Here is a 22,017-nt window from a genome sequence, read left to right on the forward strand (position 1 = left end):
TGGTCCCGAACCGTCCCTCGTCGGTCGACGAACGACGGAACGGGACCATTCGACGCAGCACGCAGCACGCAGCACGCAGCACGCGGCACGCGGGCGGGTGCGAGCCCGCGGTCAGCCCCAGCCGCCGAGGTAGGCGGCGACGCTGGGCTCGCCCGTCACGGGCGTGAGCCAGTCCACGGAGGCGCGGTGCGAGACGAACGCGACGCCCGCCCCCCAGCGTCGGGCGCGCAGGGCGGCGCGACGCGACTCGACCGTCACGAGCACCCGGCCCGACGGGTCCACCAACTCGAGGGTGCCGAGCGACCCCACGCCGACCGCGTCCGTCGCCGTCCGCAGGTCGCGTGCGACGTCGTCCCCGAGGCCTGCCGCAGCGGCCAGTGCCTGCACCCGGGCGTCGTCCGAGCCGCCGGCCTCCACCGCGGGCAGCACCCGCACGGCACCGTCGAGCGTCACGACCACCCGGGCACCGCCCCGCGCCGCGGCGGCAGCCGCCGACGAGCGGCCCAGAACCCGCTGGTCCGCCTCGAAGACCGGGGCCACGTCGTCCGGCACCACGACCGTCACGTCCGGCATCGCCGCCAGCACGCTGTCCACCGCCACGAACGCCGCACCGGCCGAGATCGACGTCCCGACGGCGGCGGCCAGTTCGACGCAGACGTCCACGGCGCGACTCCGCACTCCGAACCCCCGGGAGCCGCGCACGGCGATCAGGTCGGCGAGGCGCAGGGTCTCGCCGTTCTTCTCGGCCTGGCGCCGCGCCTCCTCGTCCTCGCGAGCAGCCTCCGAGGCCCCCGAGGCCTCCGAGGCCGCCGAGCCCTCCGAGGCCGCCGAGCCCGCCGATCCCGCCGACCCCGCCGAACCGACGCCCGCACCCGTCGCCCGCCCCGCCCAGTCCGGCCCGTCGTGCCACGCCACGGCGCCCGGCACGTGGGCGAACACGCCGCCGGCGAGCCACGCGCGGTGTGCCCACTCCCAGTCCTCGCCGCCGTAGCTGGTGAACGACTCGTCGAAGCCGCCGACCTGGTCGAAGAACCAGCGGGTGCAGCAGGTGACCGCCCCGATCAGGTGGCGGTACGACCGGTCGTCGGCGTGCAGCAGGTCGGCCGACCAGCCGTACGCCTGCTGCAGCCAGCGCGGCTGCTCGAGTTCGTGGGCCGGCCCGGCCACCTCGACCGGCTCCGACACCGGCACGGCGCCGCCGTCACCACCCAGCACGCCCGCGAAGTCCGCGTGCTTCCGCTGTCCGACCGTCACCGCCTCGGGGACGAGCGCCGGCAACCGCGTCAGCCGCAGGACGTAGTCCGGCTCGGGTGACGTGTCGGCGTCGACGAAGCACAGCACCGACCCCGACGACGCGGCGACGCCGACGTTGCGGGCGGCCGAGAGCCGGAACCCGAGGTCCTCCTGCACGATCAGTCGCACTCCTTCGGGCACGGTGGGTGGCGTCGGCGATCCGTCGTCGACGACGATCACCTCGAGCCGTTCGGCCGGGTAGCTCTGACGCGCGAGGGCCGCCAGCGTCCGGTCGAGCTCGGCCTGCTGCCGGTAGTGGACGACGACCACCGACACGAGCGGCGGCAGGTCGGGCCACGTCCCGTCGAGGGCGTCCCACGCGTTGCCGACGACGAACCGCCCGCCCGCAGGAGGCGCGGTGTCGGTCGCGTCGGACACCGGCGACCCGGCGTCGCGGCTCACCAGCGCACCCCCTCGGCCCACCACGCCGCGTAGGCGTCGGCGACCTCGTCGAGGCCGGGCAGGGTGCGGGCGTCGTCGTGGAGCCAGGTCGACTCCGGGTCGGCCAGGGCCGTGGCGATCGCGGCCGCCAGCCCGCCGTCGGGGTAGAGCGTGAGCGTGCCCGGCCGCAGCGCCGCCATCTCGCGCGAGTACCTCGTGTCGGGGACGAGCGGTCGTCGCCCGGCCGCGATCCAGGTCGCGATCGATCCGGAGGCCGACACGTGCTGGTGCGCCGCCACGGGCACCGACGCGCGTCGCGCCCGGTCGAGCAGCGTCGCGTCGTCGAGGTAGCCCGTCGCGCCGAACGGCACGCCGAGACCGGCGGCCTCGTCGACCAGCTGCAGCAGCTCGGCCTCGTGACCCGAGGAGGCGCGGCCCAGCGCCACGACGCCCGTCGCCCGCGCGTCCGGTCGTGTCGCCCCGCTTCCGTCCCGGTCACCGGCGGCGTCGTGCCGCGCGGCCGTGAGTCCGGCCACGGCCGCCACGACCTCGGCGTGCCCCTTGCCCGGGTAGAAGAACCCGATGACCGCCACGTCGCCGTCGGGCTCCGGCCGGGTGCCCGTCAGCGGATGCCGTTCGACCGGCAGGGGGATGACCTCGACCGGGCCGTCGAAGCCGACCCACTCGTGCAGGAGGGCGCGCTCGTGCTCGCTGTTGACGACGACGCCCCGTGCGGCGGCGACCACACGACCGTAGGCCTCGCCGCGCCTCCTCAGGTTGCGCTCGCCGTCCGACGGCTGGGGCAGGTCGTGCAGGGTGACGGTGAGCGCCCTCGTGTCGGCCAGGTGCTCGACGACGTCGGCCGCGGCCGACGGAGAAGGGCCCCACAGTCGGTCGGTGAACTGCAGGTGCGCCCGGGGCACGGTGACGTCGACGGAGTCGTCGTCCGGCACGTCGAGCAGGTCGGCGACGTCGAGGGCGAGGTGCCGCCCGGTGCGGGCCTCGACCGTCGCGGCGATCTGGGCCGCGTAGGTCGCGACGCCGTGTTGCGGATCGTGGTGCGTGACCACCACGGGCAGCTCGGCGAGGTCGATCGTCGCCGCCGCACCGTCCCGCGCGCTCGAGCGGGCCGAGTCGCGCGCGGTCGCCTCGCGGGCCGAGGGGTCGACCGCCGCCCCGGTCACGCCGCGCCCCACAGGGCGAACGTGTCGGCGTGCCGGGCCAGCGCGGCCTCGACCGCGTCCGGGTGCTCGGCGTACCAGGCGAGGTGCGCACGACGGACCTCGTCGGCGCCGACGCGCTCGCCGCCGACGACCCAATGGTCGGTCGGCTCGGCGTCGAGGCCCCAGGCGTCGATCACCGCCTGCTCGCGCGGAGCGTGCACGCTCGACAGCACGGGTCGGCCCGGGTCGACGACGTGCTCGGGCAGGCCCAGGCGATCGCGGACGCGCGAGGCGAGGGCCGTCCAGACCGGGTTGCCGGGGTGGTTCAGGGTGCGCATCTGGTCGAAGCGCGGCGTGCCGGCCCCCTCGGTGCCCGCACCGACCTCGAACAGGTCCGAGGCCACGACGGTGTCGTGCGCGACCTCGCGTCTGCGCAGTTCGGCCAGCGACAGCTCGGCGACGGACCGCACGACGGCGGGTCTCAGGGCGTCGGCCGGGAGCGGCCGTCCGGCGGCCTCGGCGATCAGTCGGACGTCGTGGTACTCGACCACGGGCGGCACGAGCGAGACGTCGCTCGGCGGGCGCACGATGACGTGCGCGGGGTAGAGGCCCGCGAACCGGACGACGGGCACCCGGACGACCCGCGCCTCCCGGGGCAGCATCGCGGCCAGCTGGGCCGTGCCGAGCGGGAGGTCGTGGTAGTCGTCGCGCACCGGCTGCGAGACGAGCAGGCCGGCCCGGCCGAGCCACCGCTCGAGCTGCGGCAGGTCGGCGGCCGTGAGCTCGTGCACCGGTGGCATGCGGACGGCCGTGAGCCCCGCGCCGTCGAGGAAGATGCGCAGCGACTCGGCCTGGCAATTGCCCACCACGAGGGCGATCGCGCCGTCGCCCTCCGGCTCGCTCAGACCGTAGAAGTCGCCGTAGTGACGGGTGCGGCCGTCGGGTTCGGTTCGCTGTTCGGACATGCTTCCCTCCGGCCCGAACTCGGAACGGACAAAGGGGGTCGCGCGGGCCTATGTTGAGTCAACAGCGACTTCCCCGGTCGCGTCATCCTTTCCCGCCGCCAGCCCCGGCACACCTCACCCGCATCGTCGCGGGTGCTCGTCGTCGCGCGAGACAGGCCCCGCGCCGGTCCGGCACGGCGGGCGACCTGATCACGCCGAGGAGGCCCCGATGACCCATCACGCCCCGACGTCGCCGTCGACCCCGGCCCGCGCCGTCGTCGCCCCGGTCGCCCCGATCCGCGTCGCATCGGTCCCGGCCGGCCACCCGTACGTCCGTTCGCTGCTCGACCCCCTCGACACGTCGGGACGCGTCGTGCACCTCGCCGACCCGCTGCCCGACCCCGCGGAGCCGGCCCGCTGGTGGCCCCCGGTCGTGCTCGACGCCGCCTGGCTGCGGGCGCACGCCCACGAGGTCGACCTCCTGCACGTGCACTTCGGCACCGAGTCGTACCCGACCGAGCACCTCGTCGCCGTCGTCGAGACCCTGCGCGACCTGCGCCTGCCGCTCGTGTACACGGTGCACGACCTGACCAACCCGCAACTCGTCGACCAGGCGCCCCACCTCGAGCACCTCGACGTGCTGGTCCCGGCCGCCGACGAGTTGATCACCCTCACCGACGCGGCCGCCGACGAGGTCGAGGCCCGGTGGGGGCGTCGCCCGACCGTCGTCGCGCACCCCGCCATCGCCGACCCCGAGGCCGAGCTGCCCGTCGGCACACCGGGTGACACGGTCGTCGTCGGGGTCCACCTCCGCGACCTGCGCCCGAACGTCGCGGGCGTCGAGACCGTCCGCACCCTGCTGGCGGCGGTCGACGCCCTGCGCGCCACCGGTGCCGCCGTGGAGGCGCGGGTCGACCTGAACGAGCGCGTGCGCGACCCCGAGCAGGCCGAGCGCATCCGCGAGCTCGTCCGCGCCGCCGGCCCGTCGGCGACCCTCGCCGAGCACCCGCGCCTGACCGACCCCCAGCTCGAGCGGTCGCTCGCCGACCTGGACGTGTCGGTGCTGCCCTACCGCCACGGCACGCACTCCGGCTGGGTCGAGCTGTGCTGGGACCTCGCCGTCCCGGTCGCCGCGCCCCGCGTCGGCCACGCGGCGGCGCAGCACCCCGAAGCCGGCACGACCGCCTCGTTCGACCTCGACGACCCCGCGTCGCTCGCCGCGGCCGTGGTCGCCCTGGTCAGCCCGCACGCGGTCGACGGGACCGCCGACGCGCACGACGACGCGGCCCGCGTGCCGGCCTCGCGCCGCGGCACCCCGCAGCGCGCCGCCCTGCAGCGGCAGCGTCGGTCCGTGCGGCGACGACAACGCCACGACGTGGCCGCCGCCCATCTCGCGGTGTACGAGCGCGCCCTCGCGACGGTCGCGGCGGTGACGGCGTGATCCGCGCCTCCCGGCCCCTGCGCATCGTCGTCGTGGCGCCGTTGCGCTACCCGATCCGCGAGCCGTTCGCCGGCGGCCTCGAGTCGTCGGTCCACCACCAGGTGCGCACCCTGCGCGAGCGCGGTCACCGCGTCTCGCTGATCGCGACCGAGGGGTCCGACCACCTCGACCAGAGCCCGCCCGAGTTCGTCCTGCCCGCCGTGGTGTTCGACGACCCGGCCGAGGCGACGGACACGACCTACCCGGACGGCTACCTCGAGCGCGCGCTGCCGGCTCTCGAACGCGCCCTGCAGTTCGTCGCCGACCACGCCGACGACTACGACCTCGTCGACAACCACAGCCTGCACGGCGTCCCGCTCGCCCGGGCCGACCGCATCGGCGTGCCCATGGTCAGCACGCTGCACACGCCGACCCTGCCCGACATGCTCGCCGCGCACCGCTCGTCCACCGGGCCGCGCAGCCGCTTCGTCGCCGTCAGCGGTCACACCGCCGCCGCCTGGGCGCGGGAAGGCGTCGAGGCGAGCGTCCTGCCGAACGGCGTCGACACCGAGCGCTGGGGCTTCGGACCCGGGGGCGACGACCTCGTCTGGTCGGGACGCATCGTCCCCGAGAAGGGGTTGCACCTCGCCCTCGAGGTGGCCCGTCGCGCCGGGCGCCGCCTCGTCATCGCCGGTCGCATCGGCGACGTCGACTACTTCGAGACCGAGGTCGCCCCGCACCTCGGCGTCACCGCCCACTACGTCGGCGAGCTGCGCCAGCCCGAGCTCGCGGCCCTCGTCGGCCACAGCGGCTGCGCCCTCGTCACGCCCGTGTGGGAGGAGCCCTTCGGTCTCGTCATCGCGGAGGCGCTGGTCACCGGCACGCCGGTCGTCTCGTTCGCCGTCGGGGGAGTCCCCGAGGTCGTGGCGGGTTCGGTCGGGGCCGCCCTGGTCCCCGCCGGCGACCTCGACGGCATGGCGCGCGCCGCCGACGACCTGCTGCGCCGGGTCGGGACGGACGCCGACGCCCGTCGCACGGTGCGGCAGGACGCCGTCGACCGGTTCTCGCTGCGAGCCCGGGCCGCCGTGCTCGAGCGGCTGTACTCCGACGTCGTCGCCTCCGACGAGCGCGTGCCGGGCACGTCCGCCGGCGCCGCGACGGAGGCGACCGGCGTGGGTGGCCGGCACCGTGCCTCCTCGTCCCTCACCGGCGGCCTGTCGGCCGTCCGCCCGGCCGGCACCGGCCGACGGGTCGTGACGGCGTGACGTCGACGGTCGCCCGCCCCCTCGTCGGCTGGTACGTGCACCACCACGGTGCCGGGCACCGCACCCGCTTCTCGGCCGTCCGGCCGCACCTCGACGCCGACGTCGTCGTCTTCAGCTCGCTGAGCGCTCCCGTCGACCTGCCGGCCGACACCACCTGGATCGAACTCGAGCGGGACGACGCCCCGACCACGGGATCGGACGGCGTGGTCCGGCACCCCGCCGACGCGTCGCCGACCGTGGGCGGTCTGCTGCACTGGGCTCCGGTGGGGCACCCCGGGCACACCTCCCGCCTGGGCCGCATCGCCCGGGAGATCACCGGGGCCGCGGCCGACGGGCGTCCGTTCGACGCGATGGTCGTCGACGTCTCGGTCGAGGTGACGCTGTTCGTCCGACTGCTCGGCGTCGAGGTCGTCGTGGTCTCGCAACCCGGCGACCGCACCGACGAACCCCATCGACTGGCGTACGACGCCGCGTCGCGCGTCATCGCCCCGTGGCCCGCCGGGACGCACGACTCGTCGGCGCTCGACCGGGTCGCCGAGAAGGTGCGCTGGGTCGGTGGGATCTCGCGACAGGACGGCCGCGGGGCATCCGATCGCGGGTCGGCCGTCGTGCCCGGCAGCGTCCTCTTCGTGGGCGGTGCCGGCGGCAGCGATCACGTCGACCTCTCGGCCGCGGTCGCCCGCGCGGCCCGGGCCACGCCCGGCACGACCTGGTCGGCCCTGGGGCTCGACACCTGGGTGGACGACCCGTGGGCGGCCATGACCGCGGCCGAGGTGGTCGTGACCTGGGCCGGTCAGAACACCGTCGCCGACCTGGCCGCCCTCGGTGCCCGTGCCGTGGTCGTGCCGCAGACCCGACCCTTCGACGAGCAGCTCACGACCGCCCGGGCGCTCGACCGGGCGGGCCTCGCCGTCGTGGCGTCGTCCTGGCCGGAGGACGACGAGTGGCCGGCGCTGATCGAGCGGGCACGCGGTCTGCGGCCCGACTGGTCGGCGTGGCAGGTCGAGGGTGCTGCCGCCCGCGCCGCCGCGGTGGTCGCCGAGGTCGCCGTGCCGACAGCCGGGGCAGGAGCCGCGTCGTGACCGTCGTCGTCGTGACCCTCGCGTCCGCCACCCGCATGAAGCACGTCGCGAACCAGCTGCGGTTCGTCCGGCAGGTCGCGTCCGACGCTGGCCACGTGGTCGTCTGGCTCGACGAGACCCCGGCCCCCGACGTGCCCGCCCTGGCCGGCGTGACGACCCTGCACGTCCCGCCCGGCCCCGACGGCCTGCGCCTCGCCGCGGGGCGCAACCGCGGAGCCGACGCGGCCGTCGGTCACGGCGCGACGCTGATCGTGTTCCTCGACGCCGACTGCGTCCCGGGTGCCGACCTCTTCCGTCACTACGAGCAGGCGGCGCTCGACCACCCGGGGGCCCTCTTGAGCGGACCCGTCACCTACCTGCCCGACGGGTTCGTGCTCGGTGGCGGCGAGGGACTCGAGGCGGCGACCGCTCCGCACGCGGCGCGACCCGCGCCTCCTGCCGGGACGACGCTCGTCGCGGGCGCCGCGGACTACCCGCTGTTCTGGTCGCTCTCGTTCGCGGTGACGCCGGACACCTGGGCGCGGCTCGGCGGCTTCGACGAACGGTACGAGGGCTACGGCGGCGAGGACACCGACTTCGCGTTCACCGCGCGCTCGCTCGACGTCCCGCTCGTCTGGGTCGGCGGCGCCCACGCGTACCACCAGTACCACCCGACCTCGTCCCCGCCGTGGCGGCACCTGGCCGACGTCGTGCGCAACGGTGGCTTGTTCGCCGAACGCTGGGGTGAGTGGCCGATGGGTGGCTGGCTCGACGCGTTCGAGCGGGCCGGGGCGGTGCGCCGCACGACCGACGGCGGCTGGGCGCTCGTCGAGGGTGCGGCCGTCCCGAGCTGAGCCGCCCCGAGGAGGCGCGGCGCGGCCGGGTCAGTCGAGCGTGCCCTGGTCGGACGACTTCTTGTGGGCGATGGCGTCGCGTTCGGCGGCGAGCGACGCGACGGTGGCCGGGTCGAGGGCGTCGTAGTCGACGAACGGGTCGGGCTGGCCCGTCTTGTCGGCGACGACCGCCGAGTAGGCCGAGACGGCGAGTCGCAGCTTGGCGGTCGCCCGCCCGGCGCGCTTGCTCGACAGCGGTTTCTCCTGCATGACCTTGCGGTGGTGGTCGAGCGCCTCGACGAGGTCGCGGTGGGCCGTCTTGAGCTTTTTCGCCATGTGACGATCATGCCCACCCGGGGCCGATCTGCCAACACGGTCGTGCCCGCGGGGGACCCGCCGGGGGACAAGCCGCCGCAGGGGACGAGGCGAGGCCGGGTGCTTTCACAGCGGGTGGCCACACTGCCGTAACCTCCCGGGCGGACCATCAGGCATGATCTCGCTGACCGGAGTGATCCACCCCACCGACGAAGTGGCCGTGCTGCACGTCGTCGAGCAGAAGCTCCGGCGGCACTTCCCGGCGTTGAGCGCCGCGTCCGAGGTGCTCGTGCTGCAGGCCTGGGGCCTCCCCGTCCGCGTCACCGAGCAGTTGGCGCGGCTGCGGCTCGACGTCGTCGTGGGCGACCGCGACGAGGCGGCCACCTTCCGGGACACGGTCGGTGCCGAGTTGCGTGGCTGGTCGGGGTCCGGCTCCCTGCGGGTCGACTGGACCGAGGACGTCCTGCCCGCCGTCGCGCCGGCCACGCTCGGCGAGAGCGCCTGACCGGGACGGCCGGGGACGCCGACGGGGCGATCTCCGGGGTTTCCCGGCCCGCGCCTCCTATGCTTCGTCCCGACGAGGGCCGCCCGAGCCCTCTCTCGCCGAGGGGGCGCGCATGACCGACGACGGACGCACCGAGCGAGCACTCGACGACGCCGACGGCTCGACGAGCCGAGGAGGCGCGGTGCGCGAAGGCGGGATCGCCCGCCACGGTCGCCTCCGCCGTGGCCACCCCGTGGCGTTCGCGGCGAAGATCACGGCGGCCGCGCTGGCCGTCGTGCTCGTCAGCACGACCTCGGTCGCGGCCATCGCCACGTGGCAGGTGCTGCAGGGCGCGAGGCCCACGGTGCCGCTCGCCGGACCCGACGGGTCGTCCGCCTCGCCCGTACCGCAGCTGACGGCACAGACCGGCGAGGTGAACCTGCTGCTGATCGGCACCGACACCCGCGAGGGGTTGGGCACCGGGTTCGACGACGCCGCCAACCAGCGGGCCAGCTCGGGGGCGGGCAAGAACGACTCGACGGTGCTCGTGCACATCTCCGAGGACCACACGAACATGGCGGTCGTCAGCTTCCCGCGCGACCTGATCGTGCCGATGCCCGCGTGCCCGAACGACGACGGCACGGTCAGCCCGGCGACCTCGGGCGCGATGCTGAACACCGCGCTGGGTCGTGGCGGACCGAAGAACGGGCTGTCGTGCGTGGCGCAGACGATCGGCCAGCTGACCGGACTGCAGATCGACTACGCCGGGTCGATCACCTTCGAGGGGGTCGTGTCGATGGCCGACGCCATCGGCGGCGTCGACGTGTGCCTGGCGACGCCGATCCGCGACACCGAGGTCCAGCCCGCCCTCGACCTGCCCGCCGGCACGCGGACGTTGTCGGGGGCCGAGGCCGGGGCGTTCCTCCGGTCGCGCTACGGGGTCGGCGACTCGAGTGACCTCGGGCGCATCAGCAACCAGCAGACGTTCCTCTCGGCGCTCGCCCGGCAGACGGTGTCGGCGGGGACGCTGACCGACCCGACCAAGGTGCTGGCCATCGCGCGGGTGGCGTTCGCGAACATGACGCTGAGCGACACGCTGGCCGACGCGTCGACCCTCGCCAAGCTCGCCCTCGCCGTGAACACGGTCGGGCTGTCGAACATGGTCTTCGTGCAGTACCCGGCGGTGGACGACCCCGCGGATCGCAACCGCGTCCTGGTCGACGAGGCGTCGGCGTCGGTCCTGGACGAGGCGCTGCAGCGCGACCTGCCGCTGACCCTGTCGACGGACAGCCTCGGGCGGTCGGCGGTGCTCGACCCGGACGCACCGGCGCCGAGCACGTCGACCGACCCGTCCGCCGAGGCGACGGGCGAGCCGTCCGCGCCGGCGCCCGACGTCGCTCCGGCCGACGGGTCGGCGACCGGTGTGGCGCCGACGCCCGAGCCGGCGCCGACGTCGGCCGAGCTCCCGAGCAGCGTGACGGGCCAGTCCGCCGATCAGGTCACCTGCGCCAAGCGCGACTGACGATCGGGTCGCTCCGTCGGCCTTCCGTGGGTTCCGTCCTGGGTCGACCGCGCCCTAGGATGACAGCCGACATGTGATCTCGAACATGTCACCTTCCGGGTGGCCTGTCGCGATCCAGGAGAGGCGCACACGATGAACACGACCACAGGCATCCGAGGGGTCGGTGTGACGGTGGCCCTGGCGATGGTGACCGCGGTCCTCGCGGCGACACCTGCCGCGGCGACGCCCGCCGCCACCGCTCCGGCCTCCGCTTCCGCCTCCGCTTCGCCCACCGCACCGGCCCCGGCCTCCACCGCGCCCGCCGTACCGGCCTCGGCCGCGACCGTCGACCTCGAGATCGAGCGCCGTGCCGACGGCAGCGGCCCCTTCACGCCTGCCGACGGGCCCGGTGCCGACGCCGGCGCCTCCAACGGCATCGTCCGCACCTTCGACGCCATCACCTACCGTGTCACCGTCAGTGCCAACGGCGGTTCGGTGACGAACGAGCGGTTCACCGTCACCGCACCCGCCGGCACCACCTGGGCCGGTCTGCCGAACACCTGCCAGGCCGACGGCTCCGCGATCGTCGGCGCCGAGCTCACCTGCAACGTCGGCATGGTCGGCGAGGGGCAGGTCCTCGCCACCCCGGTCGTCCTGACCGTCGACTCGCAGGCGGGCGGTGGCACCGTCGCGATCACGGGCACCGTGACCGGTGACGACGTCGCCGCCCCGGCCGGCCCCGTCACCTCGGTGTCGACGACCGTGTCCGCCGCGCCTCGCTTCGATCTCAGCAAATCCGTCGCGAACTCCAACTTCCACCCCGGCGTCGTCGGTCCCGACGGCACCGAGGGCACGGTCGTCCAGTACCCCGTGGCCGTCGCCTGGGAGCCCGTCGTCCCCGGGCAGGGGCTCCTCGGCTACGAACGTTCGGCGGGCACCTTCACCTTCCAGGACGACGTCTCCCGCATGTTCGGCGATCTCCCGTCCCCGGCGGTCCTCTTCGGTCACGACGGAAGGGCGGCCTGCGGGCTGAACGACGGACGCACGTTCCCGGTCCTCCCCGGCGGCAGCGGTGGCAGGTCCACGGCGGTCCTGCACTCGGGCCGGTTCGACTGCACCCAACCCGCCCCGGGGCAGCCCGTCGACGTCACGATCACGGGCACCGACACCGACATCACGCCGTCGCGGGGCATCCCTTCGCAGAGCGCCACCGGCCAGCCGATCCAGGGGGGCGTCAAGCCCTACGTGATCAGCGGCTACATCAGCATCTGGGTTCCCGGCCTCGACGCCGGCCAGTCCCTGATCGCGACCAACACCTACACGCCCCTGCAGACCACGGGCATCAGCGGTGCCTCCAACTTCCCGGGTTCGACCGAGCCGCTGACGAACAACTCCGTCGACCGCAACCTGTCGTACTTCGTCCCGGGAGGGGGCTTCAAGCACCTCGGCCAGACCCGGGACGACGGCTCCACCGCCGTCGGTTCGGCCAAGTCCGGTGACCCCTACGTCACACCCGGGACGCGCATCCGGTCCCAGGTGAACCTCGCGAACAAGGGTGTCTCGGACTACGTCGGGGCGATCGCCTGCGACGTCTACGACAACCGATTTCAGAAACTGACGACCCTGTTCGGCAACCACGCCGCCACCAACGGGTGGAACGACGGCGTCCGCGTCGAGTACGCGGCGTTCTCCTTCACCGACCCCTCCGTCGGTCGTGACGCCACGTGCGACGACTCCGACGGGCCCTGGTACGACAGCCCCGAGGACGTCCCCGGCGGTGTCGACGCGATCGGCAAGATCCGCGCCGTCGGGACGGTCGCCGGCGGGAGGGCGGGCAACCTCTTCAGCTACTTCGAGGTGCAGGCCGCGCCGAACGACACCCGCCTCTACGACTTCGGCTCGATCTTCGACGGCACGAGTGCCTGGGTCCACGACACGGCGCCTGCGGTCAACGGCGCGGGGCCCCTGGCCGACAGCGTCATCGTCACCCAGGTCAGGGCCAGGATCGTGAAGAAGATCGTCGACCCCGGCACCAGCGCCGCGACCACTCCCGACAAGACCGCGTTCGTCGTCGCCGGGACGAGCGTCGACTACGCCCTCTACCCGACCCTCACGAACGCCACGGAGGGGGGCCGCCCCCAGGTCCTCACGGTGACCGACGTCCTGCCCCCGCACACCACGTACCAGCGTGGTTCGAGTTCCCTCGAACCGACGAGCGTCGAGACCACGACGATCGACGGTGAGGTCCACGAGACCATCGTCTGGACCCTCGAGGACGTCGTCCCCAACCGTCCGATCACTGCCCTCACCTACCGGCTCGACGTGTCCGGCACCGCCCCGGCGGGGTCGGTGAACAACACCGCCCGCGTCTTCTCCGAGGACGACCTGTCGCCCGAGGAACGGCGTACCGCGCTCCGTGGTGTCCGAGTCGAGTCCTCGAGCGGCATCGGGGTCCAGAAGACCGCCGAGGAGCCCACCGTCGTCGTCGGCGACCCGCTCGTCTGGGCACTCGAGTACCGGAACACCGACGCCGTCCCCATCGCGGCCGTCGACCTGATCGACGTCCTGCCGTTCGTCGGCCCCGGCGGTGGACAGGTCGACCTCGCCGCCCCGGTCGCCGTCGACCCCGCCGCCGGTGAACGCGTCAGCTACACCACGGCCAACCCGGGCAGCATCTCCCTGGACGGTGACGATCCGAGCAACGCACCCGGTGGAGACACCGCCTGGTTCGACGGGTCCCGCATCGGAACGGGGGGCGACGGGGTGGCGCTCGAGGACGTCACCGCCGTCCGCATCCAGCGGACCACGGCCGTCGACGTCGGCGAGGTCGTCACCCACGACCTGACCGCGACGACGACGGAGGCGCGTGACGGAGACGTCGTCACGAACCGGTTCGGCCTGCGCGCGACGAACCTCGCGCTCCCCGCTTTCTCGAACAGGGCCTCCATCACCGTCGTCGCCGGCGCCGTCGGTGACCTCGTGTGGGACGACGCGGACGCCGACGGGCTCCAGGGACCTGCCGAGAGCGGCACTCCGTCCCTCCCGGTGACCCTCGTCGGCGCCGACGACCGGGGCCGTCCGGTCGAACGCCACACCACGACCGACATCGGGGGCACGTACGTCTTCGACGGGCTCCGCCCGGGGGCCTACACCGTCGCGTTCTCCTCGCTGCCCGACAGGGCCTGGACCGCACGCCATCAGGGTGATGACGAGACCGTCGACTCCGACGTCGCGGCCGACGGCACCGCGTCGGTGGTGCTCTCGACCGTCCTCGAGGGAGACGAGCTCGTCGGGGTCGACAGGGACCGAAGCATCGACGCGGGCCTGCTGGCGGCCGTCGATCCAGGGGCGCCCGTCGACCCGGGGGCGCCATTCGACCCTGAGGCACCCGTCGGCGCCGAGGACACGATCTCGAATCCGTCGGCCGGTCCCGGTGCGCAATGGAGAGATCGTCTGCTCGCCTTCACGGGCACCGAACCGGCCGTCATCGGCATCGCCGCGCTCGGCCTCCTCGTCCTCGGAGCGCTTCTCGCTCTCGCCGCGCACCGCCGACGGGACTCCTGACCGTGTCCCGCCCTTGCCGCAGGCCGCCGATCGTGACCGGCCCAGGCCCGGGCCCGGGCCCAGGCTCGGGCCTGGGCCTGGGCCTCGGTCAGGCGGCAGAGCCGAGGAGGCGCCCGGTCCAGTCCCGCAGGGCCGCGACGGCCCGTCGCGAGAGGGTCGCCTGCGGCAGCATGCTGGCCGAGCCGTGGAAGGCCCCCGGCCACACGTGTAGTTCGGCCTGCACGCCGGCCGCCCAGAGCGCGCCGGCGTAGGCGACGGCCTCGTCACGGAACACCTCGGCGCTGCCGCAGTCGACGTACGCCGGCGGCAGACCGGCCAGGTCGGTCGCGCGGCCGGGGGCCGCGTGGATCGACACGTCGTCGCTGCCGCGACGGTCGCCGAGGTAGGCGTCCCAGCCGAACCGGGTCATCTCCCGGTCGGCGACGCCCACCCCGTCGAACTGCCGGGCGGAGAGGGTCGCGTCGCGGTCGTCGAGCATGGGGCTGACGAGCACCTGGCCGGCGACGGCCGGACCCTGTCGGTCCCGGGCGAGGAGCGCCGTGCCCGCGGCGAGTCCGGCTCCGGCGCTCTGGCCGACGAGGACGATCCGCGCGGGGTCGACGCCGAGCTCGTCGACGTGCTCGGCGACCCAGGCCAGGCCGGCGTAGCAGTCCTCGACCGGGTACGGGTCGGGGTGCTCCGGGGCGAGACGGTAGTCGGGGCTGACGAGGACGACGTCGTGCACGAGCAGCCAGTCGTCGTACGAGTCGAGGTTGCCGAGGTGGTGGCCGAACATCATGCCGCCCCCGTGGATCGCGTAGGCGCAGGCCGCCGTCCCGGTGCGGCCGATCCGCTGGACGACCGCGAGGGCGATCGGGGCGCCGAGGTGCCCGGGGACGGTGATGCTGCGCCTCTCGAGACCGCGGGCGTGCAGTCCTTCGTCGAGCTGCGCCTCCGTCATCTCGAGCTGTCGCATCCGCGGCAGCATCTCGGTCTCGAGACGGAAGCGGCCGCGGGCGTCCATCGCCTCCAGGAAGGGGACGAACTCGGGGTCGAACGGCGGGCGGGGCAGGGTGGTGGTGTCAGGCACGGGTGGTCTCCTCGGTGGGGGTGGTCGAACGGGCAGGGGTGGAGAGGTGTGTGGGAGGGGGTTCCTTACGGCCGCGGTCGGCACCGCCGTCGTCGGCCCGGGCCCGGAGCATCCCGAGCACGACGAGCGCGGCGGCCACGACGCAGAGTCCGAGGCCCGCGACCGTCAGCGCGTCCTGGAACGTGGCCAGACGCGCGGCCGTCCAGGTGGTCGTGGTGATGCTGCCGTCGACGAGGACGGCGACGACCGTCCCGGCCGCCGTGACGGCGGCACCGCTCGCGAGCTCGCTCGACGTGTCGACGAGGGCGGCGCCGACCGAGGTGCGGTCGGCGGGCAGGCCGGTGAGCACCGAGGCGCCCGCGACGACCCCGACCACGCGCATCCCCGCCGCGACCAGCACGAGCGCGACGAGCACCCAGACGTACCCGTGGCGACTCAGGGCGCCGAAGACCGCGAGACCCGCGACGACGGCCGCCGCGCTGATCCCCGCCGCGCGGCCCAGGCCCACCCGCCGGACGAACGGCCCGACGAGTCGGCCGCCGGCGAGCAGCACGACGACCTGCGGAAGCGTGCCCACGGCGGCCAGGGCCGGAGGCCAGCCCCAGGCGAACTGCAGTTGCAGCGTCACCAGGTACGAGAGCCCGGCGACGGCGAGGCCCGACGCCGCCTTGAACGCCAGGCCGCTCGACACCAGCGGACGGGCGAGCAGCGGGAGATCGACCACCGGGTGTCGGGCCGACCGCTCCCGGGCCACGAACCCGACGGCGCCGACGACGGTCACGGCGACGCCGAGCCACCCCCACCCGGAGGCGCCACCCGACTCCACGAGGACGGTCGGCGTCACGAGGGCCGCGGACACGGTCACCGTGCCGAGAAGCGCCCCGACGACGTCGACCGGGTCGCGTCGGAGCCCTGCGGGGTCGTCCCGGGCGACGCCCGACCGGATGCCGACCAGGGCCAGCACGGCGATCGGCGCGTCGGCGAGCAGCAGCACCTGCCACGGTGCGACCGCCAGCACGAACCCGCCGAGCGTCGGTCCGACGGCGAGGCCGACGAGGCCCGCGGTCGAGACGACGGTCAGCGCCCGGACGCGCAGGCGCTCGTCGTCGAAGAGGCGGAACGCCAGCGCCATCGACCCCGGTGTGGTCATCGCGGCGGCGGCCCCCATGAGCACGCGGACGGCGACGAGTTCTCCGGTCGTCGTGACCGCCGCGGTGGCGAGGCTCGCCGCGGCCAGCAGGACGAGGCCCGTCAGCATCACGCGGCGGCGGCCGACGCGGTCGGCGACGGCGCCGAACAGCAGCATGAGCCCGCCGAAGGCGACCGAGTAGGCAGCGGACACCCACTGCAGGCCCGTCGTCGACGCGTCCAGCTCGCGGCCGATCGTCGGCAGCGCGACGTTCAGCACCGAGTTGTCGAGCATCTCGAAGAGGAACACCGCCGACAACCCGGCGAGGGCGATCCAGGCGTCCGAGAGGCGAGGAGGCGCGTCGCCGGTACGCAGACCGGCGCGGCGGATGAGGTGGGGGCTGGGCGACACGAGGGCGCACTCCTTCGAGGGAAGAAGTGGCGGATCGTCCGATGCCGCGTGCGGGTGCGTCGCGGATCGCGACGCCTTTTACCTCAGTGAGGGAGACAATACACGGACCGGAGGCGACGACGGAACCCTGGCCGTCGTCCGCTCAGCGCGCGAGGGTGTCCTTCGGGTGCTCGCCGAAGCGGGCCAGGTACGCAGCCGAGAACCGGCCCATGTTCCCGAAGCCCCAGCGGCCGGCGACCTCCGAGACGAGGGTCGTCCCCGGGTCGCCCGCGACGAGGTCCTGGCGCACCCGGTCGAGGCGGACGTGTCTGAGGTACTTCGACGGACTGGAACCCAGGTGCTCGTTCATCAGTTGCTGCAGGGTCCGGGTGTGCAGGCCGGCGGCCGTGGCGATGTCCGCCGACGAGATCGCCTGGTCGGCGTAGGCGTGGACGTACTCGGCGGCGAGTCGCAGGCGTTTCGTCCGTTCGGTGCGCAGGGTGTCGGGGACGTCGACCGCTCGCCAGGGGAACACGTCCAGCAGCGTCCTGACGATCGCCGTCTGGGCGCTGTGTCGGGCGAGGGGAGGGGTCCGCGGGTCGACGATCGTCGGGGTGGCCGTGCCGAGGGTGCGCTGCCAGGCGGCGAGGGCGACGTCGCTCGGGACGGCGGCGTAGTCGAAGACGATCCGTTGCGCCGGCCCGGCGTGGCGTTCGGTGGCGACCTCCTCGAAGAAGGCGCCGTCGATCTGGACGATGCCGTGACGGTGGGGGGTCATGACGAAGGAGAAGGACGTCTCGGTGGGGGTCAGGAACGGCCGGGTGCCCACGCTGGTGAGTTGCCCGGTGGGGTGGTCGATGGTCACGGAGCCCTGCTGGAACCAGGACACGACGTAGTCCCGGGACCACGGGATCGTGCCCTGCAGGTGACCGGTGAAGGTGCCGGTCTGCAGCGCCAGACGGGCGTCACCGGCGGAGGCGAAGCGGAACGCGAACGGCTCCGGGCCGACGCGAGCACGGAAGTCCCGGCCGGCGAGGACCGTCTGCAGACTGTCGCGCGCCTCCTCGATGTCGTCGCTCGACCAGGCGTCTCGACGGAACTCGTCCGGTGCGCGCTCGTCGGGCGCGCGCTCGTCGGGCGCCGGTCCGGTCGCGGGCATGTAGGTGCTGGGCATGGTGATCTCCTGGTCCTCCTCTCGTCCGGGTCGCACGTTGGTGGGACGTGGCCTCAGCAATGGGGACGAGGGTCGAGCAGGTTTCGTCACGAATCGCCGACGGGAGGTCTGACGGACATGATGCCGCATCCACCGGCAGCTGTCCCTACCCCAGAAGACGTGTCCCGCCCCGGGGGCGGCGTCCCGTCGCGGGTCGGGAGGCCGCCGGCGGGTCGACGGGGTGCCGCGGCCACGGCTCAGACGTCGCGGGCGAAGCAGACCGACTCGGCCGATCCGACGTACGAGCCGAAGGGCGGGATGCTCTCGTAGCCCTCCCGTTCGTAGAAGCGGATGGCGTCCGGCTGGAGGATGCCCGTCTCGAGCACGATGCGGCGGGTGCCCAGGTCGCGAGCGGCGTCCTCGAGGGCTCGGAGGACGGCGGTCGCCACACCCGACCCTCTCGCCTCGGGCGAGACGTACATGCGTTTGACCTCGACCGTGGCCGGGCCGAGCACCGTGTCGGCCAGAGGGCGCAGCCCACCGCAGGCGATCGGCCGGCCGTCGTCCGCGCGGGCGACGAGGAACACGGGGACGTCGGCCGCCGACGGCGGCGTGCCGGGTTCGTGGTCGTCGCTGCCGTACCGGGCGTCGAGTTCGACCCGTTGCGCGCGGCGGAGTCCGTCGGCGTCGAGGTGGTCGAAGGGGGTCCGGGTGATCGTCCAGCTCATGGGGGTCCTTTCGTGACGACCGTTACGGTAACAGACGTTACGATGTCGGGATGAGCAGGACGCGAGATGTGACCCACACCCGGAGGCGCCTCTCGGACGCCGTGTTCACGACCCTCGCCGAGCGGGGGGCGACGGGACTCACCCTCCGCGCGGTCGCCGAACGGGCGGGATGCACGACGGGCCTCGTCCTGCACACCTTCCCGGACAAGCAGGCCCTGCTGCTCCACGCTCGAGACGTGCTCCACGAGCGCACCCGCGAGCGCTCGGACGCGCTCGAGCGCGATGCCGGCGACGCGATCTCCGCCGTGCGTGCCGTCGTCCTGGGCACCCTGCCGACCGACGACGAGCGTCTCGCCGAGGCCCGCGTGTGGGTCGGCTTCCTGGCGGCGGCGCTCGACGATCCCGTCCTGGCCGAGCGGCACGCGCGCAACGGTCGCGCCTTCGCCGATCGTCTGACCCGGTTGCTCGAGGCCGGTGATCCCGGGGTCCGAGACGAGGCGGCCACCCGGGCGGCGGCCCTCGTCGCGGCCGTGGAAGGGGTCTCGAGCCTCGCGGCGGGCGACCCCCGCCGATGGACCACGGCGCGTCAGCTGCAGGCGCTCGAGTTCGTCCTCGCCGCCGCCCTGCCGTCGAGCCCGCCGCGATGACCGGTCAGCGTCGTCGGTACCGGCTGCCGTCGGAGGTGTGGACGGCCGAATCGTCCGAGAGCATGCGCAGATTGTAGGTCGCGCAGTCGACGAACGTCCCGATGCTGATGATCGAGGACGAGCGGTGCAGCTCTCCCTTGGAGGGGCCGTCGGAGCCGATGCCCGCCCGGTGGACCATCCACTCGACGTCGCGGGCGTCCTGGTCGAGGTAGCGCATGACGGCCTCGTTGTCCTCGTGCTGCCCGATGTACCCGCGGGCGATCGTGCGGCGGACGATCCGCAACGCCGGCGCGAGGGGCTTGCCCGGTGCCGCGCTCAGGCCCCCGGCCTGGTAGAGGAGTCGTCGCGTGCCGCTGCGGCGCATGGCGGGGACGAGCGATCGGACGAAGATCGTGTTCACCTGCCGCTCGCGCTGGGCGGCCGCGTCCCCGAGCATCATGACGACGGCGTCGACGCCGTCGAGCAGGGCGTCGAGGTCGAGGTCGTCGTCGAGGGAGCCCTGGACGACCTCGAGGTCGTCGTGTTCGATCGCGAGCTTGCCGGGCGTCCGTGCGAGGGCGCGGAGCCGATGCCCGGCGTCGAGGGCCAGTCGCGTGAAGTGTTGCCCGGTCTGGCCCGTGGCGCCGAGCACGAGAAGGGTTCGTGGAGTGGTCATGGTTTTAATCTAGGCGGTGTCTAGTATCTAGTCAATGACTAGTCGGGGATTAGGATCGAGGCATGACGCAGCGGCCCTTCCACCACGGGAACCTCCGCGCGGTGCTGCTGGACGAGGCGATCGAGGTCGTGCGCGAGTCCGGTGTCGACGGCCTCTCGCTCCGCGACCTCGCCCGTCGGGCCGGGGTCAGTCACGGTGCCCCCCGGAGCCACTTCGTCGACCGTCAGGCGCTGCTCGACGCGCTCGCCGGAGCCGGGTTCGAGCGGCTCACCACCGCGATCCGGCGCGCACTCGACGGCGGGGGAGGTCGGACGGAACGCCTGCACCGCGTCGCCCGCGCCTACGTCGACTTCGCCGTCGACGACGCCGCGCTCATGGAGCTGATGTTCCAGGCCAAGGTCACGACGAAGCCCGAGGCCGTGCACGAGGCGGCCGGCACCCTCTTCGCCGTGCTCGACGGAGCCCTGGGGCCGGCGGAGTCCGAGGCGTCCGGCGACGAGTCGCGCGACCACTTCAAGATGCTCTTCGCGGCGACGATGCAGGGGATCGCGGCGCTCGTCGCCTCGGGCCGCGTCGAACGACCCCTCGGGGACCGCCTGGTGGGCACGGCCATGGACACGATGCTCGACTCCGACCTTGGACGGCGCGTGGTCACGGCCCGCTGATCGGCGGGGGAGTCCTCCTCCTCGGGCGGTGCCCGGCGGGAGGCACCGTCTACGCTCGGCGGCATGCTGTCGTTGACCCGCGTGCGGGAGTCGTTCTGGTTCCTGCCCGCCGTGTTCGGGCTCGTCGCCGTCGTCCTCGCCGAGGTGCTGGTGACGGTCGACCGGTCCCTGCCGACGACGGTGACCGAGGGGCTGCCGCTGCTGGGTGCCCTCAGCGCCTCCGGGGGACGGTCGTTGCTGTCGGGCATCGGGACGTCCATGCTGACCGTGGCCGGCACGTCGTTCTCGATCACGATCTCGGTGCTCGCCACGACGTCGTCGACCTACGGCCCGCGACTCGTCCGCAACTTCATGGCCGACCGTGCCAACCAGTTCGTGCTGGCGACCTTCACCTCGACCTTCCTCTACTGCATCGTCGTGATGCGCACCGTCCACACCGAGGTCGACGACACCAGCGCCTTCGTCCCGGTGATCGCCGTCCACGTCGCGGTCCTGCTCAGCGTGTTCGACGTCGGGGTGCTGGTCTTCTTCATCCACCACATCGCCGGCTCGGTGCAGATCACCTCGTTGCAGGCGCGCGTGCTCGACGACCTCCGGGCCGTGACCGACGTCGTCTACCCCACGAGCCCGGCCGACGACGTCAGTCAAGAGGCGCGGGTGGGGTCCTCGGCGGACGGTCCGCTCCCGGCCGACGCGGCCGTCGTCCGTGCCGACGCCGACGGCTACGTGCAGACCGTCGCGTGGGAGGCGCTCCGCCGCGTCGCCGTGCGCGAAGGCCTCGTCGTCGAAGTCGTCGCGATGCCCGGCCGGTACGTGATCGTGGGGGACCCGCTCGTGGTGACCAGCGCCTCCCCGGGGGCCGACACGGTCCGTGAGCTGCGACGGGCGGCCACCCTGGGACCCGCCCGGACCCCTCACCAGGACGTCGGGTTCGCCCTGCAACAACTCGTCGAGATCGCCGTGCGCGGTCTCGCCTCGGGGAGCAACGACCCGTACACCGCGGTGAGTGCGCTCGACATGTCGGCCGGGGTGCTCGTCCCGCTCTGGCGTCGGGGCGAGCCCGTCACGGCCCTGCTGGACGACCGGGGTGAGCCGGTCGTCCTCGTCACGTGGCCGACGGTGGACGCGCTCGTCGACTCGCTCTTCCACACCGTCCGCACCTACGCCCTCGACCAACCGGCCGTGCTGGCAGCGGCGCTGCACCTCGCCGAGCGGCTCGACGAGGTGGCGTCGTCGGCCCGCGCCGGTCGACTGGTCGATCACGAGACCGCCCTGCGGGACGCCCTCGCCGGCTGAGGCGTCCGCCGCCGCCGACCGCACGCGTCCGCAGGCAGTCGGGTGGATCGAGGGGCGGGGT

Annotated in this window: 19 protein-coding genes; 10 read left to right on the forward strand and 9 right to left on the reverse strand. The window is 73.9% G+C overall.

Annotation, left to right across the window (positions count from 1 at the left end):
- Window positions 1–111 precede the first annotated feature (111 nt).
- Genes IFT88_RS17445 through IFT88_RS12095 form a run of 3 tightly spaced genes read right to left on the reverse strand, consistent with a single transcriptional unit; the run spans window position 112 to window position 3,802 of the window.
- A complete protein-coding gene (locus IFT88_RS17445; RefSeq protein ID WP_342212151.1) occupies window positions 112–1,695 on the reverse strand; it encodes a glycosyltransferase family 2 protein in 1,584 nt (527 codons plus the stop codon).
- On the reverse strand, window positions 1,692–2,858 hold the full coding sequence (locus IFT88_RS12090) for a hypothetical protein (RefSeq protein WP_192120836.1): 1,167 nt from the start codon (window positions 2,856–2,858) through the stop codon (window positions 1,692–1,694). The genes IFT88_RS17445 and IFT88_RS12090 overlap by 4 nt, the downstream gene beginning before the upstream one ends.
- Window positions 2,855–3,802 carry a WcbI family polysaccharide biosynthesis putative acetyltransferase gene (locus IFT88_RS12095; protein ID WP_192120851.1) on the reverse strand — a complete coding sequence of 316 codons (948 nt, stop codon included), beginning with the start codon at window positions 3,800–3,802 and terminating at the stop codon, window positions 2,855–2,857. The genes IFT88_RS12090 and IFT88_RS12095 overlap by 4 nt, the downstream gene beginning before the upstream one ends.
- A 208-nt stretch (window positions 3,803–4,010) precedes the next feature.
- Here IFT88_RS12095 and IFT88_RS12100 point away from each other — a divergent pair, with 208 nt between their 5' ends.
- Genes IFT88_RS12100 through IFT88_RS12115 form a run of 4 tightly spaced genes read left to right on the forward strand, consistent with a single transcriptional unit; the run spans window position 4,011 to window position 8,381 of the window.
- A complete protein-coding gene (locus tag IFT88_RS12100; protein WP_192120853.1) occupies window positions 4,011–5,222 on the forward strand; it encodes a glycosyltransferase in 1,212 nt (403 codons plus the stop codon).
- The gene (locus IFT88_RS12105) at window positions 5,219–6,466 is read left to right on the forward strand and encodes a glycosyltransferase (RefSeq protein ID WP_231567091.1); all 1,248 of its coding nucleotides are present in this window, start codon (window positions 5,219–5,221) and stop codon (window positions 6,464–6,466) included. The genes IFT88_RS12100 and IFT88_RS12105 overlap by 4 nt, the downstream gene beginning before the upstream one ends.
- Window positions 6,463–7,548: a glycosyltransferase gene (locus tag IFT88_RS17670; protein WP_192120855.1), complete on the forward strand. Its 1,086-nt coding sequence runs from the start codon at window positions 6,463–6,465 to the stop codon at window positions 7,546–7,548. Before IFT88_RS12105 ends, IFT88_RS17670 begins: the two co-directional genes overlap by 4 nt.
- On the forward strand, window positions 7,545–8,381 hold the full coding sequence (locus IFT88_RS12115) for a galactosyltransferase-related protein (protein WP_192120857.1): 837 nt from the start codon (window positions 7,545–7,547) through the stop codon (window positions 8,379–8,381). Before IFT88_RS17670 ends, IFT88_RS12115 begins: the two co-directional genes overlap by 4 nt.
- Before the next feature lie 30 nt (window positions 8,382–8,411).
- On the opposite strand, the gene IFT88_RS12120 is transcribed toward IFT88_RS12115, so the two are convergent.
- Entirely contained in the window at window positions 8,412–8,696 is a 285-nt protein-coding gene (locus IFT88_RS12120) for a hypothetical protein (protein ID WP_043595140.1), read from the reverse strand.
- Between the two features lie 154 nt (window positions 8,697–8,850).
- Here IFT88_RS12120 and IFT88_RS12125 point away from each other — a divergent pair, with 154 nt between their 5' ends.
- The 3 genes from IFT88_RS12125 to IFT88_RS12135 all read left to right on the forward strand — a co-directional run bounded on the left by IFT88_RS12125 (window position 8,851) and on the right by IFT88_RS12135 (window position 14,224).
- On the forward strand, window positions 8,851–9,180 hold the full coding sequence (locus IFT88_RS12125) for a hypothetical protein (protein ID WP_043595139.1): 330 nt from the start codon (window positions 8,851–8,853) through the stop codon (window positions 9,178–9,180).
- A 112-nt stretch (window positions 9,181–9,292) separates the two neighbouring features.
- On the forward strand, window positions 9,293–10,681 hold the full coding sequence (locus IFT88_RS12130; RefSeq protein WP_192120859.1) for an LCP family glycopolymer transferase: 1,389 nt from the start codon (window positions 9,293–9,295) through the stop codon (window positions 10,679–10,681).
- 132 nt (window positions 10,682–10,813) lie between these two features.
- Complete coding sequence (locus IFT88_RS12135; protein WP_192120861.1) at window positions 10,814–14,224, forward strand: SdrD B-like domain-containing protein; 3,411 nt, start codon at window positions 10,814–10,816, stop codon at window positions 14,222–14,224.
- An 88-nt stretch (window positions 14,225–14,312) separates the two neighbouring features.
- On the opposite strand, the gene IFT88_RS12140 is transcribed toward IFT88_RS12135, so the two are convergent.
- From IFT88_RS12140 to IFT88_RS12155, 4 genes are all read right to left on the reverse strand, one after another.
- A complete protein-coding gene (locus IFT88_RS12140) occupies window positions 14,313–15,293 on the reverse strand; it encodes an alpha/beta hydrolase (protein WP_043595137.1) in 981 nt (326 codons plus the stop codon).
- Window positions 15,286–16,833, reverse strand: a complete 1,548-nt coding sequence (locus tag IFT88_RS12145) for an MFS transporter (protein ID WP_342212152.1) — start codon at window positions 16,831–16,833, stop codon at window positions 15,286–15,288. Before IFT88_RS12145 ends, IFT88_RS12140 begins: the two co-directional genes overlap by 8 nt.
- Before the next feature lie 142 nt (window positions 16,834–16,975).
- On the reverse strand, window positions 16,976–17,986 hold the full coding sequence (locus IFT88_RS12150; RefSeq protein ID WP_192120863.1) for an AraC family transcriptional regulator: 1,011 nt from the start codon (window positions 17,984–17,986) through the stop codon (window positions 16,976–16,978).
- 236 nt (window positions 17,987–18,222) lie between these two features.
- Window positions 18,223–18,693 carry a GNAT family N-acetyltransferase gene (locus IFT88_RS12155; RefSeq protein ID WP_192120865.1) on the reverse strand — a complete coding sequence of 157 codons (471 nt, stop codon included), beginning with the start codon at window positions 18,691–18,693 and terminating at the stop codon, window positions 18,223–18,225.
- Window positions 18,694–18,743: 50 nt separating this feature from the next.
- Between IFT88_RS12155 and IFT88_RS12160 the strand changes: the two genes are divergently transcribed.
- A complete protein-coding gene (locus tag IFT88_RS12160) occupies window positions 18,744–19,340 on the forward strand; it encodes a TetR/AcrR family transcriptional regulator (protein ID WP_192120867.1) in 597 nt (198 codons plus the stop codon).
- A gap of 4 nt (window positions 19,341–19,344) precedes the next feature.
- Here the strand turns inward: IFT88_RS12160 and IFT88_RS12165 are convergent, their stop codons facing one another.
- On the reverse strand, window positions 19,345–19,995 hold the full coding sequence (locus IFT88_RS12165) for an NAD(P)-dependent oxidoreductase (RefSeq protein ID WP_192120869.1): 651 nt from the start codon (window positions 19,993–19,995) through the stop codon (window positions 19,345–19,347).
- Between the two features lie 62 nt (window positions 19,996–20,057).
- Between IFT88_RS12165 and IFT88_RS12170 the strand changes: the two genes are divergently transcribed.
- Entirely contained in the window at window positions 20,058–20,660 is a 603-nt protein-coding gene (locus tag IFT88_RS12170) for a TetR/AcrR family transcriptional regulator (protein ID WP_043595133.1), read from the forward strand.
- A 63-nt stretch (window positions 20,661–20,723) separates the two neighbouring features.
- On the forward strand, window positions 20,724–21,956 hold the full coding sequence (locus IFT88_RS12175; protein WP_192120871.1) for a DUF2254 domain-containing protein: 1,233 nt from the start codon (window positions 20,724–20,726) through the stop codon (window positions 21,954–21,956).
- The last annotated feature ends 61 nt before the right edge of the window (window positions 21,957–22,017 follow it).

It is taken from the genome of Frigoribacterium sp. CFBP 8751 (assembly GCF_014841545.1).
Taxonomy (GTDB): Bacteria; Actinomycetota; Actinomycetes; order Actinomycetales; family Microbacteriaceae; genus Frigoribacterium.